Genomic DNA, 13,815 nt, shown 5'->3' on the forward strand with positions numbered 1-13,815 from the left:
TTATAGAAAGCAGGGTGTTTTGTGCCTGTTTTCGGGAGGTAATCATGGGTATGTCACTCAGACTTAAACAGTTTCTTGAACAACGCCGTGTTCCCTACAACATGGTGCACCACCCCTACGCCGAGGGCGCAGCCCAGAGCGCCATTGCCAGCCATATTCCCCTGGCTCAGATGGCCAAGGCGGTCATGCTGGAAAGCGAAGACGGCCGTGCCATGATGGCGGTGCTGCCCGCCGCCGATAAACTTGACATGGAGCGGCTCAGTTATCTGATACACGCGCCCATGGCGCTGGCACCGGAACATCACCTCAGTCACTGGTTCAACGACTGCGATCCGGGCGCCATTCCGGCCATGGGGGAAGCCTATGCCGTGGATACCATGGTGGACGACGAGCTGCTGGGCATGGCCGATATATATCTGGAAAGCGGGGATCACCGCGATCTGGTGCATATCAGCGGCGACGACTTTCGCCGACTGGCCAATGACTGGAAACACGGACAGTTCAGTCGCAAACCGGATCCCTGGAGCCGGGTGGAACGTATGTAACAGGTCCCAGACCTTCACACACTAAAACGGGTGCCAATGGCACCCGTTGTTTTATGTAGCCGGTCGCATTAATTAGGACCACAGTAACCGGGCAGTTTCATGCCGCGTTTTTTCAAGATTTGACACTTCTTGCGGTCAATCCCGTCCCCCATCGACAGGGTTTTGCTGACAATGGGGCCTTCGGAAGCAAGCGGTGCGGCCTGGGCAGGCACCACGGCCACGGAAAACAGTGCCGCCAGGGCCAGTGACATCAGGGTTTTCATGGTATGTCTCCTTATTGGCATTATTTGACAACCCGACTGCACGGCGCAAGCCAGTGCCTTGATACCCTGCAGTGGTTATTTATTTGTCGCAACCACCCCGGCAGTTCTTACACTGAATGCATAACCTTGTACCTGCCACCCTCTTTGTGACCCCAAGGAGACCGACATGAACATTCTGATGGTGCTGACTTCCCACGATCGGCTCGGCGACACCGGCGAGCCCACCGGCTTCTGGCTGGAGGAGCTGGCCGCCCCCTATTACCGGCTGAAAGACGCCGGCGCGCACATTACCCTGGCGTCACCCAGGGGCGGCCGGCCGCCCCTCGATCCCAAAAGCCGGGATCCCGACATGATGACCGACGACACTCGGCGGTTTGAGGCCGACGCCGAAGCCATGGCCGCCCTCGACAACACCCTGCCGCTCACTCGAATTCACGATCGGGACTTTGATGCGGTGTTTTACCCCGGCGGCCACGGCCCGTTGTGGGATCTGGCTGAAAACGCCACCTCGGTGGGGTTGATTGAACACATGCTGCGCCGGGGCCGCCCGGTGGCAGCGGTGTGCCATGGCCCTGCCGTGCTGTGCCACGCCAGAACGCCCGACGGTCAGCCGGTGGTTCGGGGCAAGCGAGTGACCGGTTTCAGCAACCGCGAAGAGGCCGCCGTGGGGCTCACCGAGGTGGTGCCCTTTTCCATTGAAGACATGCTCACCGGCCAGGGGGCGCATTACAGCAAGGGCGAAGACTGGAGCAGCCATGTGGTCGCCGACGGCGGGTTGATTACCGGACAGAATCCGGCCTCCAGCGCCGCCACCGCCGACGCCCTGCTGGCGGTGCTGAAGGCTTGAGGGTACATTGGGCGCTGTTGCAACCAACCGGAGCACAGCGCCAGCCATGGGCCGTTTGCTTTCTCTTACCACGCGCCTCAGCCTGATTTTTACCCTGACCATGCTGGCCATCTGGGGCCTGGTCAGCCTGGTGCTGATGCAGGCGCTGGATCAGCACTTTGCCCGCCAGGACGAGGCCGCCCTGCAGGGCAAGGCCGTGCTGGTCAACAACCTGCTCGCCAGCCAGCTGAACAGCGGCCGGCCCGACTGGCCGCGGCTGCAGACCCGCCTGCACCAGGCCCTGGCCGGTTATGGCGACCATGCCCTGCAGATCAGCACGCCCGAGGGCAGAGTGCTGGCAGACACGCGCGCGCCCGAAGCCCGGCACCACCCACTGCCCCCGTTGCAGGCCCTGCCGGTATTTGAAAGCTGGGTTGAAAACGGCACTCGCTACCGTGCCCTCACCTCGTCCTTCACGCCGCCCTCTGCCACAGCGGGGCTGCCCGACACACTGATGATCCGCGTGGTGCTCGACACCCGCTACCACCAGCATTTTCTCGATGACATTAAGGCCGGCCTGCTCTGGTTGACCGCAGGCATGGCACTGGTGTCGGTATTACTGGGCTGGTTTGCCTCCCGCACCGGGCTCAGGCCATTGCGGGCCCTGGCCGGGCTCGCCACCCGTATTACCGCCAGCAAGCTGGATCACCGGCTGCCCCTGCACGGCGCGCCGGCGGAACTGCATGCTCCCATTGCCGCCTTCAACAATATGCTGGACCGGCTGGAAGACTCCTTTCAGCGGCTGACCGATTTTTCTTCCGACATCGCCCACGAGCTGCGCACGCCGATAAACAGCCTGATGCTGCAAACTCAGGTGGCCCTGAGCCAGCCACGTCATGCCGCGGACTACCGCGAAGCCCTCTACGCCAACCTGGATAGCGCCGAGCGGCTTGGCAGAATGATCAATGAAATGCTGTTTCTGGCCAAATCAGATCGGGGGCAGCTGGCGCTGCACCCCAGTACACTGGATCTGGCCGAGGAGATGGATGAACTGATTGAATTTTTCGAGCCCGTGGCAAGCGAGCAAGAGGTACGGCTGCATCGCCAGGGACAGGCCGCTCTGCAAGGTGACCGGGCCATGTTACAGCGGGCCTTCAGCAATTTGCTGAGCAATGCCATTCGCTACACGCCGGCACGGCAAGCGGTGACCATCATCATTGGTGAAAACGAGAACGGCGTCACCGTGGCCGTGGCCAATCCGGGGCCGCCTATTCCGCCGGCACAGTGGCCGCGGCTGTTTGATCGCTTCTATCGGGCAGACAGCGCCCGTCAGCCAACCACCGAAGGCACCGGCCTGGGTCTGGCCATTGCCAGAGCCATTATCGTCGGTCACGGCGGCACCCTGACGGTGCATTCCGATAAGCGGGAGACCTGCTTTACCGCCCGGTTTCCCGCCCCTGCGTCAACGACATGACGCCTTAATGTATGCCGTGACGGCGCTGTTGCTCCCGCACATACGCAATAATGGCGCTGACTTCGTCGCGGCTTACCCCGGCCACCGGCGGCATATCGCCAAAGCGCCAGTGATGCGCATGCACACCCTTTGCTGCGGCCCGGTAAAAGGCCTCGTCGCCATGGTGTGACGGCTCGTATACCTTGTGCAAAAAGGGCGGCCCCTGGGGCGTGCCCCTGAGGTCGGCACCGTGACAGCTGGCACAATATTCACCGTAAGCCACCCGCCCCTGGCGGGACAGCTCCCGGTCGTGAGGCATGCCGGCCCCCATAAAGCGGCCGCCCATCATCAAATAGCCGGCGATCATGGAAAGCCCCACCACTACCATGGCGCCGGCAAGCCAGATCACCCAACGGTTTGCACCCAATGTTTTTTTCACCTCTTGCCGTCCTTTTTGGTCACAGGATAGGTCAGCGCTTTATTGCGCCACGCTTACCTGTCCCTTCATGCCGGCCTCCATATGCCCGGGGATCAGGCAGGCGAAGTCCACGGTGCCGGCCTGGTCAAAGTGCCAGACCAGGCCCCCTTTCTGGCCGGGTTTCAGGCTGATCATATTCGGCTCGGCATGATCCATATGCGGCATCTCCCGCATCATCTCGGCATGCTGCTGCAGCATGACCAGGTTGCCCAACACCAGCTCGTGCTCAAGCCGGCCCCGGTTGCTCACAAAAAAGCGCACCGTTTCGCCGGCCTTCACCTCAATACGCGCCGGCGTGAAACGCATGTCGTCGTTCATGTCCACGGCGATGGTGCGGCTGACCTCCGCCGCCTGCCCTGGCCGGCCCATACCACTCATGGGCTGCGCCATATCGTGGCCGCCCATATGCTGCTCCATGTTGGCCGCGCCATGTTCGTGACCACTGCCATGGCCGCCGCCGTGTGTGCCCGCCGCCACTGCCAGACCAGGCAGCAGTGCCAGCATCATGATGGAATACTTTGCTTTCATCGGTTTGTTTCTCCCCTAAAACAACGTAAGGCCCTGGCTTAAAACCAGAACCGGACCCCGGCCACCCAGCGGGTGTCCTGGGTTGATTCACCTTCATCCCGCGCCAGATCCGCGGTCTTGCCCAGGGCGGCGGACCATTCCCAGCCCACATAGGGCGCGAACTGGCGGCTGAACTCGTAACGCAGGCGCGCGCCCGCTACCAGCTCCGACAGCCCCCGCCCCTGGCCACGCTCGGCGTCATCCTGACCAAAGGCGGTGAGCTCGATGGCCGGCTGCAACACCAGCCGCTGGGTCAGCAACAGCTCGTATTCCGCCTCCAGCGCCAGCGCCGTTTGACCGTCGTCACCCAGGTAGGCAGTGGCGTCCAGCTCCACCCAGTAGGGCGCGAGTCCGGAGACGCCGGCGGCCAGCCAGCCCTGATCCGGACCATGGCCGGTGTCGTAACGAACGCCCAGTTCGCTGTTCCAGAACGCCGTCAGGGCGTGGCTCCACAGCAGCTCGGTGCTGGCTTCTGCCAGCCGGCCGTGTTCGATGTCGCCTTCCGCCTTCACCACGGTGCGGTCGTAATCCCGCCCGGCCCAGGCGCTCACCTCATAGGCCAGGGCCTGGTCATCGCCGTTGTCCACCCGCTCCAGCCGCTCGGCCAGCACACCGTAAAACAGGTGCTCGTCGGCCAGTTTCAGCTGGCGGGGTCCGGGCAGGGCGTACGGCCCTTCATCCAGGGATACGCCACCGGAGTAGGCATGGGGATCCCGGGCGTCAGCCGGCGGCTTGCCGCCCTGCATTTGCATATCGCCATGATCCATTTGAGCCATGGCCGGCCAGGCGGTCAGCGCCAAAGCGCCCAATACATGCCTCATCATTACTGTGTGCTTGCTCATGACACCACCACCATGCGGAACATGCCCGCATCCATATGGAACATAAGATGACAATGCCAGGCCCAGCGACCGAGGGCGTCGGCGGTCACCAGAAAGCTGATGCGCTGGGCCGGCTGCACCGGTATGGTGTGCCGGCGGCACAGAAATTCACCGTCCGGGCTTTCCAGCTCGCTCCACATGCCATGCAGGTGCATGGGATGGGTCATCATGGTGTCGTTGTGAAGAATAATGCGTACCCGTTCGCCGTAGCTGAGGTGCACCGGGGTGGAGCTGCCGAATTCAACGCCGTCGAACGACCAGGTGTAGCGCTCCATGTTGCCGGTGAGATGCAATTCAATCTCCCGCTCTGGCGGCCGGGGATCCATGGGGCCGCCGGGGGTGCGCAGATCTGCCAGGGTGAGCACGCGCCTGCCGTTATTACGCAGACCCACACCGGGATCGTCCAGGTTGGTACGAGGGGTATCGACCCGCATGTCGACACTGGGGCCATATTCGGTGCGCGCATGGCGCACCGCTGTGCTGGCCGCCGTCAGTCCCCCCGCCATGGCGCCGTGGCCCATGGCCGCATGATCCATGCCCGCCATACTGCCGTGACCCATGGCACCGTGATCCATGCCCGTCATACTGCCGTGACCCATGGCCGCATGATCCATAGCCGCCATACTGCCGTGGCCCATGGCACCGTGATCCATGCCCGCCATACTGCCGTGGCCCATGGCACCGTGATCCATGGCGCCCATCATGTCGGCCATGGTCAGTTGCTGGGGTTCATCCACCGGCGGCACGGCGGCGCTCAGCCCCTCACGGGTGGCCAGGGTGCCCCGGGCATAACCGGTTCTGTCCATGGCCTGGGCGAACAGGGTATAGGCCTCGGCGGTGGGCTCCACCAGCACATCGTAGGTCTCACCAGGGCCAAAACGGAATTCATCCACCTCCACCGGCGCCACGTTGAGGCCATCGGCCTGCACCACGGTCAGTGTCAGTCCCGGTATGCGCACATCGTAAAAGGTGTTGCCGGCACCGTTGATAAAGCGCAACCGCACCCGCTCGCCCGGTCTGAACAGCCCGGTCCAGTTACCGGCGGGAGTGGTACCGTTCATCAGGTAGGTCAGGGTTTCGGCGGACAAATCCGCCAGATCGCTGGGGCTCATGCGCATTTGGTTCCACATTTGCCGCTTTTCCAGCGCCGCGCCCAGGCCATCCTTGCTCATGTCCCGAAAAAAATCCGCCACCGTCGGCTGATTGAAGTTGTAGAAGTCGCCCTGATTTTTCAGCTTGCCAAACACCCGCATGGGGGCTTCATCGGTCCAGTCCGACAACACCACCACATGCTCACGATCGGCCCTGATGGTGTCGGCTGCTGCCGGCTCGATGATCAGTGCCCCATACATGCCGGTCAGCTCCTGCATGCCCGAATGGGAGTGATACCAGTAAGTGCCGCTCTGCTCCAGGGTGTATCGGTAGGTGAAGGTCTCGCCGGGGGCGATGCCGGCAAAACTGATGCCGGGCACGCCGTCCATCTGAAACGGCAGAATAATGCCATGCCAGTGAATGGAGGTGGGCTCCTTGAGCCGGTTGGTCACGCGAATGGTGACGGTGTCGCCCTCGCGCATGCGCAGGGTGGGCCCGGGAATGGAGCCGTTAATGGTGGTGGCCATGCGCGGCCGGCCGGTGAAATTGACCGGGGTTTCGTCGATCACCAGATCGAACTCGGTGCCGGAGAGCACCGGCACATGGCCGGTCACGGTGCCGGGGGCCGGCTGCCTGGCCGTGGCCAGCATGGGAGCCAGCCCCAGCACGGCACCGCCGGCGGCCAGGCCCTGCACAAAGCGCCGCCGGGGCAGGTTGAGGTTCTTTTTTGGTTGTGTCATCACATTCCTTACCTATGCCGTTGTCCTACTTGGTGTGCATACATCAAGCATAGAAAGGCGCACCTGAAGCCAACATGACGGGAAAATGACAAAGTTGTCATCTTGGCACCGCCGCCTGCGGGGCTTGAGCCCGCCGGCCCTTGTGCGTCATCATGCTGTCCTTGCCTCAACGGAGACTGTCATGAAACTGCTGATCATCGAAGATGAACACAGCACCGGCGACTATCTGCAAAAGGGCCTGCGCGAGGCGGGCTTTGTGGTGGATCTGGTACGCAACGGCCTCGATGGCCTGCACCAGGCGGTGAGCGAGCCTTACGACCTGGTGGTGGCAGATGTCATGCTGCCGGATCTGGACGGCTGGCGCATTGTGGCCGCCCTGCGGGAGCAGGACCGGCAAATGCCGGTCCTGTTTCTGACCGCCCGCGACAGCGTGGAAGACAGGGTGCGTGGCCTGGAGCTGGGCGCCGACGACTATCTGGTGAAACCCTTTGCCTTTGCCGAGCTGCTGGCCCGGGTGCGTAGCCTGCTGCGCCGGGGCGCGCCCCGTCAGGACGAGCACCGGCTGCAGGTAGCCGACCTGGTGCTGGATTTGCCCCGCCGCCAGGCCAGCCGTGGCGAGGTCGCCATTCATCTCACCAACAAGGAGTTTGCCCTGCTGGAGCTGCTGGTGCGTCGCCAGGGTGAAGTGTTGCCCCGCTCGCTGATTGCCTCGCTGGTGTGGGACATGAACTTCGACAGCGACACCAATGTGATCGACGTGTCCATTCGCCGGCTGCGCGGCAAGATAGACGACGGCTTTGAACCTCGGCTGATCCACACCGTAAGGGGCATGGGCTATACCCTCGATACCCACAGGTGACCCTAGCCCCGAGTGCCTATACTGACACCACCTTCATCACTCGGGAGAGCCCTTATGTCTCGGCGTTATCACATGCAATGGCTGGCCTTGCTTGATCCGGAAAAGGCCGGTGACAAAGCCCGACCGCCCCTGGAGCAGGCCCGGCAGAAACTCGGCTTTGTGCCCAACATGTACCGCGCCATGGCCAATGGCCCGGCGCTGCTCAACACCTACCTGCACGGTTACCAGCAGTTTCGCGAACACGGCAGCCTGAACCCGGTGGAGCAGGAAGTGGTACTGCTGGTGATCAGCCGGGAGAACGGCTGCGACTATTGCCTCGCGGCCCACAGCACCCTGGCCGATACCGCCTCCGGTGTGCCCGAGGCGGTGACCAACGCCATTCGCGCCCGCCAGCCGGTGCCCGATGCCAGGCTGGCGGCACTGGCAGCCTTTACCGAGGTCATGTTCAGCAGCCGGGGCAACCCCACGCCGGACCAGGCAAGGGCCTTTCTTGACGCCGGCTTTGATGAAGCCGCCATGCTTGACGTGATCCTGGCGCTGGCGGTGAAAACCCTCAGCAATTACTGCAACCACCTGTTTGACACCCCGGTGGACGACGCCTTTGCCGGCCGCAAGGTGTGAGCCCGGCAGGCCCTAGATTCGGCTCAACACCCCAGCCCCGTTCAGCCGATACAGGGCCAGATCCTCGGCCATAAACAGCCGCCCGGCATAGTGGGCCCGGGCTTCCAGCTCCAGATCCGCCACCGTCAGGCCGGGGCCGCCGTGCCGGTAACGGGGGCTGAAATGGGTGAGCACCAGATTGGGGACCCCCGCCTTTGCAGCAAAGGCGGCCACCGCGGCGGCACTGCTGTGTTGCGGCTCGGGGCCCACCCTGGCCGCCACCTCACGGGTATAAGTGGCCTCGTGCACCAGCACGCTGGCGCCCTTCACCGCCTCATTGAGCAGGGCCGGGGTGTCGTTATCACCGCCAATCACCACCTTGCGCGGGGTGGGCGGCGCCAGCTGATAGTCCCGCCCCTTGATAATACGGCCATCGTCCAGCGTGATCACTTCGCCCCGGTGCAGCCGCCCCCACAGCGGCCCGGCGGGCACACCGTCGGCCCTTAACCTGGCGGTGTCGAGCCGGCTGGGCAGGCCGGTTTCGGTGAAGGCATAGCCAAAGCTGGGCAGCCGGTGCGACAGCGCGGTGGCGGAGACCTCAAACTGCTCCAGCGCCAGCGGTGCCGCCCCGGCGGCCAGCTCCTCCACCGACACAAACCGCAAGGCATAGTTCAGCTGCAGCTGGCTGACGGCGGCGGTATGCTCCACCCAGGCCTGCAGGCCCGCCGGGCCAATAATGGTTAGCGGCGCCGTGCGCCCGTTCAGTCCGGCACTGGCCAGCAGCCCGGGCAGGCCGTAACAGTGATCCCCGTGCAGATGGGTAATGCACACCGCCTGCAGCCAGTGCAGCGACAGGGGCGCCCGCAGCAACCGGTGCTGGGTGCCCTCACCACAGTCCACCAGCAACCAGGTTTTGGCCTTGTGCCGGCGCAGCGCCACCGCCGACAGGCTGCGCCCCCGAGTCGGTACGCCCGATGAAGTACCCAGAAAAACCAGCTCCATATCTTGTCCGTATTGATTCCTGACGGTGTTTTTCACTGCATTTTATGCCGGTTTTTGCCAATTATCATTGCCGGGCGGGCTATGTTACCCTGCCCCTTCATACCCTGTTAACCGGGCGACATTGCTGATGTCGTAACATTCACCGCACCAAACGCCAACCGGAGGCCATGGTGACCCTACCCACAAGACGTTTGCTGCCGCTGCTGTGGCTGCTTTTTGCCCTTCCCCTTGGCCTGGCACAGGCTCAGAGCCAGACCACCGACACGCCACCCTATTCCGCCCTGGCCGACCTGCTGGAAAACGAGCAGTCCCGGGACGCACTCGTTAACGAGCTGCGTAACCTGGCGCAAGGCACGCCGGCAGAAGCCAATGCTGCCGCCTCGGCCGCCGCGGAGCCTTCCGCCTCTCGTGAACTGGCCCAGAGTACTCGCGCCATTGCCGAAGGCTTGGGCGATCAGTTCACCGTGCTGGCCGACGTGCTCAATAATCTGGCCGAGGGCCGCCTGACCGGCGATAACGGCCAGTTCAGCATGAGCGGGTTGCTGGATGCCAGCCTGAACCTGGGCCTGGTGATCGCCGCCACCCTGGCGGCCTTTCTGCTGCTGCGCCGGCTGGCGGGACCATTATTTTCCCGGCTGGACCACTGGTCCCGCCACGGCGCCGGCAACACGCCGGTGCTGCGGTTGGTGCTGTGCGTGGCGCTGGCAGCGGCGCTGGATGTGCTGGCGGTGGGGCTGGCCTATGTGGGCGGTAACCTGGTGGCCACCTTTGCGGTGGGCGTCACCGGCGAGCAGAGCACCCAGGCTTCGCTGTTTCTTAACGCCTTTATGGTGATCGAGTTGCTCAAGGCGGGCCTGCGCATGCTGTTTTCCAGCCGCTACAATGGCCTGCGACTGTTGCCCATTCACGCCACCGAAGCCGCCTACTGGAACCGCTGGCTGGCGCTGCTGATCAGCCTGCTGGGCTATGGCGTCATGGTGATGGAGCCGCTGGTGGCCATTCATGTGTCACCGGCCCTGAGCCAGGGCCTGAACACCCTGCTGATGCTGGCGGCCTTTGGCTATGCGGTGGCGGTCATCCTCAAAAACCGTCGTCGCCTGAGCGCGGCACTGCGGGATCGGGCCAATCAAAGCAGCCTGACCGCCAGCAAGCTCAGCCTGCAATTGCTGGCCCGCACCTGGCACTGGCTGGCACTGGGCTATTTCACCGTGGTGCTGGTACTGGTGCTGCTGAGCCCGAGCAACGCCCTGCCCTTTGTGCTGTTCGCCACCCTCAAGACCCTGGGGGTAATAGGCGTGGGCGCCTTGCTCTCGGCCCTGCTCGGCCAGATCATAGGCCGGCGCATTCGCCTGTCGGACGATCTGCGCCGCAAGCTGCCACTGCTTGAGGCCCGGCTCAACAGCTATATCCCCAACGGTCTGCGTTTTGTGCGCCTGCTGCTGCTGACGGCAGTGATCCTGCTCAGCCTGAATGCCTGGCAAGTGCTGGATCTGGCCACCTGGTATGCGTCCGACGCCGGTGGGGTGTTGATGGGTCGTATTGTTTCAGTGGCGTTCATACTGGCCATGGCCGCCGCCATCTGGGTCGGCCTGGCGAGCCTGATCGAGCACAAGCTTAACCCCGAAACCGGCACCGGTATGCCCTCGGCCCGCACCCAGACCTTGCTGTCGCTGTTTCGCAGTGCCCTGGCGGTATTGCTGGTGACCATGACGGTGATGATTGCGCTGTCGGAGCTGGGCATTGATATCGGTCCGCTCATTGCCGGCGCCGGTGTGCTGGGCCTGGCCATTGGTTTTGGCGCCCAGAAGCTGGTGCAGGACGTGATTACCGGGGTGTTTATTCAGATTGAAAACGCCATGAACACCGGCGATGTGGTGACCCTGGGCGGCATTACCGGCACCGCCGAAAAACTCAGCATTCGCTCGGTGGGCATTCGTGACCTGAGCGGCACCTATCACATCATTCCGTTTTCCAGTGTGGATACGGTGTCGAACTACATGCGCGACTTTGCCTACCATGTGGGTGAATACCGAGTGGCCTACCGGGAGAACATTGACGAGGCCATTGCCCATCTGCAGCACGCCTTTGAAGAGCTGGTGGCCGATCCTGAGCAAAAGCCTTATGTGCTGGAGGCACTGGAGGTGGCCGGTGTGATTGCCCTGGCCGACAGCTCGGTGAACATTCGCGTGCGCATCATGACCGCCCCCGGCATGCAGTGGGCCGTGGGCCGAGCCTATAACCGGCTGGTGAAGATGCACTTTGAACAGGCCGGCATCGAGATCCCCTACCCGCAAAGCACGGTACATTTCGAGGGCAGTCGTCAGGGAGAAGCCCCGGCACTGAAGCTGGAGCGGGCAACCTCATCGGCGCGCCATACCGGCACTTGCGGCTAACACGTAAAAAAACCGGCCGAGGCCGGTTTTTTATTGGTCCAGAAACCGCTCGCTAACATCCTCCGCCGGCACCCAGCAGTGCTCGGTGCGGCCAAACCAGCGGTAACGGCGGGCGCCAATCATGTCATAGACCCGGTCGCGCAGCGGCCGCGGCACCAGCAACAGCACCTTCAGCAGCGGCCAGGGGGCGGAAAGCCGGCCGGCAGTGCGCAACGCGGCGGTGGATCTGAGCCAGACGCCCTGCTCATCAATCAACACCACCGAGCTCAGATTCGCCGCCGCCTTGATGCCGTAACGGGCCAGCAGTTGCTGCGCCACCGGCGATTGCAGCGAGGCAAAGCGAAACTGCTTGCCGGGATCGTGCTCAATGACGAAACGCACCGAGCCGGTACACAGGTTGCACACGCCGTCAAACAGCAGAATGGGGCCCTGTTCAGCAGCTGAGATCATAACGGCGGCTCCGTTGTGGCGGGCGTTCAAAGGGCACCCGCAGGGGCAATATCCAGTCGGCCTGACGCAGACTGCGCTTCACCTGGGTGAGATCCCGCTGTGGATCTATCAGCAGCGCCGCCGGGCGGCCGTTCAGCGACACACAGCTGCGAACCCGCACCTCTACATCACTGACTCCCAGCTCCCGCTCCCAGACCCGCTCAATATGATGGGCCAGCTGCACGATCAGATCCGGGCGAGTGCCCACCTTGCGGGCCTGGTGCGGAAACAAAAAGTCATTCGGCTCCACCCGCCATTCCCGACGGGTGGGCGGGTCGAACACACGAAACTCAATATCGGCCTTCTTGTCGCGCAGCTTCATCATCCAGGCAAAGGTGTGACCTTCCTCGGTCCAGCTGGGATTGCCCTCATAGAGCAGGTGGCGCAGCGGCAACAGCACCTGCACCGCAAACCATACCACCATGCCTCCCAGCACCACCCGGCGCAGCGCCAGGCCGGGTGTTGGTCCCGGTAATGAAGGCCGATACGGTGCCGGCGTGAGCCCCATCCGCCGCCGCAGGCCATGCAGCACCTGTCTTGGCCAGTCGGGATCCAGGAACAGCAGCGTGGCCGCCATGGTCAGCCACGGGAAAATGCCGATGGTGAACATGAAGTGATTCGACAGGTGAAAGCCGCAGTAGGCCAGAATGATTGGCAGCCGAGTGCGCCGCCACAGCAGCAGCGGCGCCCCCACCAGGTGTACGGCAATGGCGCCGTAGGCGGCCACCGCCACCATCCAGTCCTGTTCCAGCCAGGGGCCGATGAGCGGGGCCTCGGCGCGGCGCGCCAGCCACATGCCCAGGGGCTCCAGCCTGAGCCAGTCGGGGTTGAGCTTGACCAGGCCGGCAAAGATCAGCATGACCTCCATCTGGCCCCGCAACAGCCATACCGACCACAACCCCACCGTGGTGCCATCCCGGCCGCCCTTGCGCCAGGCATCCACCGACCAGATGCGATGGGCCGGCACCCATGACAGCAAAAACAGCATCAGGCTGACCAGGTAGAAGTGGTTGAGGTAGCGCGCCTGATCCAGCAGGAATACATAGGTAAAGCCCAGCCACAACAGCACGATGGCCAGCCGGTAAAACAGGCCGATGGTCACGCACAAGGACAACAGCGCCAGCGCGCCGAACAGCCAGTACATGCCATTGCCCGGCAGCGGCGTGATCCATTCAAAGCCGTAATAGCTGAACAGAAAATCGGGGCTAATGTAGTAGCGCTCAATCCAGTCATGGCGGTAGAAGCGACCGCACTCGACCAGCATGATCACGCCAAAACAGATGCGAAAAAACGCCAGCGACGCGGCATCCACCTGCTCAAACAGGCGGCCGGTCACGAAAGAGGAACAGGGTCGACTATGCATCATAACACCGGGTTGGTAAGTGAATAACGATGAGCGTGGCGCGCAATGGACCAGCATACCCGTGGGCGGCCTCGGAGCCCAGCGTTTAACACTGCCGGCGCGCCAGAATCCGCCCCTGGCGCGGGCCGGCCTTTCGTTTCGGCCTGTGAGGTTACGCACCGTTTTACTGCTTGGAAATGCCGGCAGCCACACACTAAAATGGACGGCTAACATACGAACACGGGCTGGCATGCGCTGAGCCGCGCCATAAACGACCAACGGGAT

Annotated in this window: 14 protein-coding genes; 6 read left to right on the forward strand and 8 right to left on the reverse strand. The window is 63.2% G+C overall.

The features are described from left to right. Nucleotides 1–50: 50 nt before the first annotated feature. On the forward strand, nucleotides 51–545 hold the full coding sequence (locus B6S08_RS04270) for an aminoacyl-tRNA deacylase (RefSeq protein WP_240919654.1): 495 nt from the start codon (nucleotides 51–53) through the stop codon (nucleotides 543–545). A gap of 68 nt (nucleotides 546–613) precedes the next feature. Here the strand turns inward: B6S08_RS04270 and B6S08_RS04275 are convergent, their stop codons facing one another. After that, a complete protein-coding gene (locus B6S08_RS04275) occupies nucleotides 614–808 on the reverse strand; it encodes a hypothetical protein (RefSeq protein ID WP_094199516.1) in 195 nt (64 codons plus the stop codon). A gap of 166 nt (nucleotides 809–974) precedes the next feature. On the opposite strand from B6S08_RS04275, the gene B6S08_RS04280 reads away from it, so the two are divergent. Further along, complete coding sequence (locus tag B6S08_RS04280; protein ID WP_094199517.1) at nucleotides 975–1,655, forward strand: type 1 glutamine amidotransferase domain-containing protein; 681 nt, start codon at nucleotides 975–977, stop codon at nucleotides 1,653–1,655. A gap of 46 nt (nucleotides 1,656–1,701) precedes the next feature. Beyond that, a complete protein-coding gene (locus tag B6S08_RS04285) occupies nucleotides 1,702–3,108 on the forward strand; it encodes a heavy metal sensor histidine kinase (protein WP_094199518.1) in 1,407 nt (468 codons plus the stop codon). Nucleotides 3,109–3,112: 4 nt separating this feature from the next. On the opposite strand, the gene B6S08_RS04290 is transcribed toward B6S08_RS04285, so the two are convergent. From B6S08_RS04290 to B6S08_RS04305, 4 genes are read right to left on the reverse strand one after another with little or no spacing between them, the layout of a single operon-like run. Continuing rightward, entirely contained in the window at nucleotides 3,113–3,526 is a 414-nt protein-coding gene (locus B6S08_RS04290) for a c-type cytochrome (protein WP_211284153.1), read from the reverse strand. Nucleotides 3,527–3,565: 39 nt separating this feature from the next. After that, nucleotides 3,566–4,093 carry a cupredoxin domain-containing protein gene (locus tag B6S08_RS04295; protein WP_094199519.1) on the reverse strand — a complete coding sequence of 176 codons (528 nt, stop codon included), beginning with the start codon at nucleotides 4,091–4,093 and terminating at the stop codon, nucleotides 3,566–3,568. Nucleotides 4,094–4,131: 38 nt separating this feature from the next. After that, nucleotides 4,132–4,974, reverse strand: coding sequence for a copper resistance protein B (locus B6S08_RS04300; RefSeq protein WP_245849807.1), 843 nt, complete (start codon nucleotides 4,972–4,974; stop codon nucleotides 4,132–4,134). Further along, entirely contained in the window at nucleotides 4,971–6,845 is a 1,875-nt protein-coding gene (locus B6S08_RS04305) for a copper resistance system multicopper oxidase (RefSeq protein ID WP_094199520.1), read from the reverse strand. The genes B6S08_RS04300 and B6S08_RS04305 overlap by 4 nt, the downstream gene beginning before the upstream one ends. Before the next feature lie 181 nt (nucleotides 6,846–7,026). Between B6S08_RS04305 and B6S08_RS04310 the strand changes: the two genes are divergently transcribed. Together B6S08_RS04310 and B6S08_RS04315 are read left to right on the forward strand one after the other, a co-directional pair. Next, nucleotides 7,027–7,704 carry a heavy metal response regulator transcription factor gene (locus B6S08_RS04310; RefSeq protein ID WP_094199521.1) on the forward strand — a complete coding sequence of 226 codons (678 nt, stop codon included), beginning with the start codon at nucleotides 7,027–7,029 and terminating at the stop codon, nucleotides 7,702–7,704. Nucleotides 7,705–7,758: 54 nt separating this feature from the next. Continuing rightward, complete coding sequence (locus B6S08_RS04315; RefSeq protein ID WP_094199522.1) at nucleotides 7,759–8,325, forward strand: carboxymuconolactone decarboxylase family protein; 567 nt, start codon at nucleotides 7,759–7,761, stop codon at nucleotides 8,323–8,325. Nucleotides 8,326–8,337: 12 nt separating this feature from the next. Here the strand turns inward: B6S08_RS04315 and B6S08_RS04320 are convergent, their stop codons facing one another. After that, entirely contained in the window at nucleotides 8,338–9,306 is a 969-nt protein-coding gene (locus tag B6S08_RS04320) for a ribonuclease Z (protein ID WP_094199523.1), read from the reverse strand. A gap of 170 nt (nucleotides 9,307–9,476) precedes the next feature. Here B6S08_RS04320 and B6S08_RS04325 point away from each other — a divergent pair, with 170 nt between their 5' ends. Next, nucleotides 9,477–11,699, forward strand: a complete 2,223-nt coding sequence (locus B6S08_RS04325; RefSeq protein ID WP_211284154.1) for a mechanosensitive ion channel domain-containing protein — start codon at nucleotides 9,477–9,479, stop codon at nucleotides 11,697–11,699. Nucleotides 11,700–11,729: 30 nt separating this feature from the next. Here B6S08_RS04325 and B6S08_RS04330 read toward each other — a convergent pair whose 3' ends face one another. Then, nucleotides 11,730–12,149 (reverse strand): thiol-disulfide oxidoreductase DCC family protein, encoded by a 420-nt coding sequence (locus B6S08_RS04330; RefSeq protein WP_094199525.1) that lies wholly within the window; start codon nucleotides 12,147–12,149, stop codon nucleotides 11,730–11,732. After that, the gene (locus tag B6S08_RS04335) at nucleotides 12,133–13,551 is read right to left on the reverse strand and encodes an HTTM domain-containing protein (protein WP_169716362.1); all 1,419 of its coding nucleotides are present in this window, start codon (nucleotides 13,549–13,551) and stop codon (nucleotides 12,133–12,135) included. Before B6S08_RS04335 ends, B6S08_RS04330 begins: the two co-directional genes overlap by 17 nt. Between the last annotated feature and the right edge of the window lie 264 nt (nucleotides 13,552–13,815).

The sequence above is a fragment of the Oceanimonas doudoroffii genome (assembly GCF_002242685.1).
GTDB classification, from domain to species: domain Bacteria; phylum Pseudomonadota; class Gammaproteobacteria; order Enterobacterales; family Aeromonadaceae; genus Oceanimonas; species Oceanimonas doudoroffii.

Coding starts and splice junctions, on each gene's coding strand:
- B6S08_RS04270 (WP_240919654.1), top strand. CDS start 51: ATGTCACTCAGACTTAAACAGTTTCTTGAACAACGCCGTGTTCCCTAC.
- B6S08_RS04275 (WP_094199516.1), bottom strand. CDS start 808: ATGAAAACCCTGATGTCACTGGCCCTGGCGGCACTGTTTTCCGTGGCC.
- B6S08_RS04280 (WP_094199517.1), top strand. CDS start 975: ATGAACATTCTGATGGTGCTGACTTCCCACGATCGGCTCGGCGACACC.
- B6S08_RS04285 (WP_094199518.1), top strand. CDS start 1,702: ATGGGCCGTTTGCTTTCTCTTACCACGCGCCTCAGCCTGATTTTTACC.
- B6S08_RS04295 (WP_094199519.1), bottom strand. CDS start 4,093: ATGAAAGCAAAGTATTCCATCATGATGCTGGCACTGCTGCCTGGTCTG.
- B6S08_RS04300 (WP_245849807.1), bottom strand. CDS start 4,974: ATGAGCAAGCACACAGTAATGATGAGGCATGTATTGGGCGCTTTGGCG.
- B6S08_RS04305 (WP_094199520.1), bottom strand. CDS start 6,845: ATGACACAACCAAAAAAGAACCTCAACCTGCCCCGGCGGCGCTTTGTG.
- B6S08_RS04310 (WP_094199521.1), top strand. CDS start 7,027: ATGAAACTGCTGATCATCGAAGATGAACACAGCACCGGCGACTATCTG.
- B6S08_RS04315 (WP_094199522.1), top strand. CDS start 7,759: ATGTCTCGGCGTTATCACATGCAATGGCTGGCCTTGCTTGATCCGGAA.
- B6S08_RS04320 (WP_094199523.1), bottom strand. CDS start 9,306: ATGGAGCTGGTTTTTCTGGGTACTTCATCGGGCGTACCGACTCGGGGG.
- B6S08_RS04330 (WP_094199525.1), bottom strand. CDS start 12,149: ATGATCTCAGCTGCTGAACAGGGCCCCATTCTGCTGTTTGACGGCGTG.
- B6S08_RS04335 (WP_169716362.1), bottom strand. CDS start 13,551: ATGCATAGTCGACCCTGTTCCTCTTTCGTGACCGGCCGCCTGTTTGAG.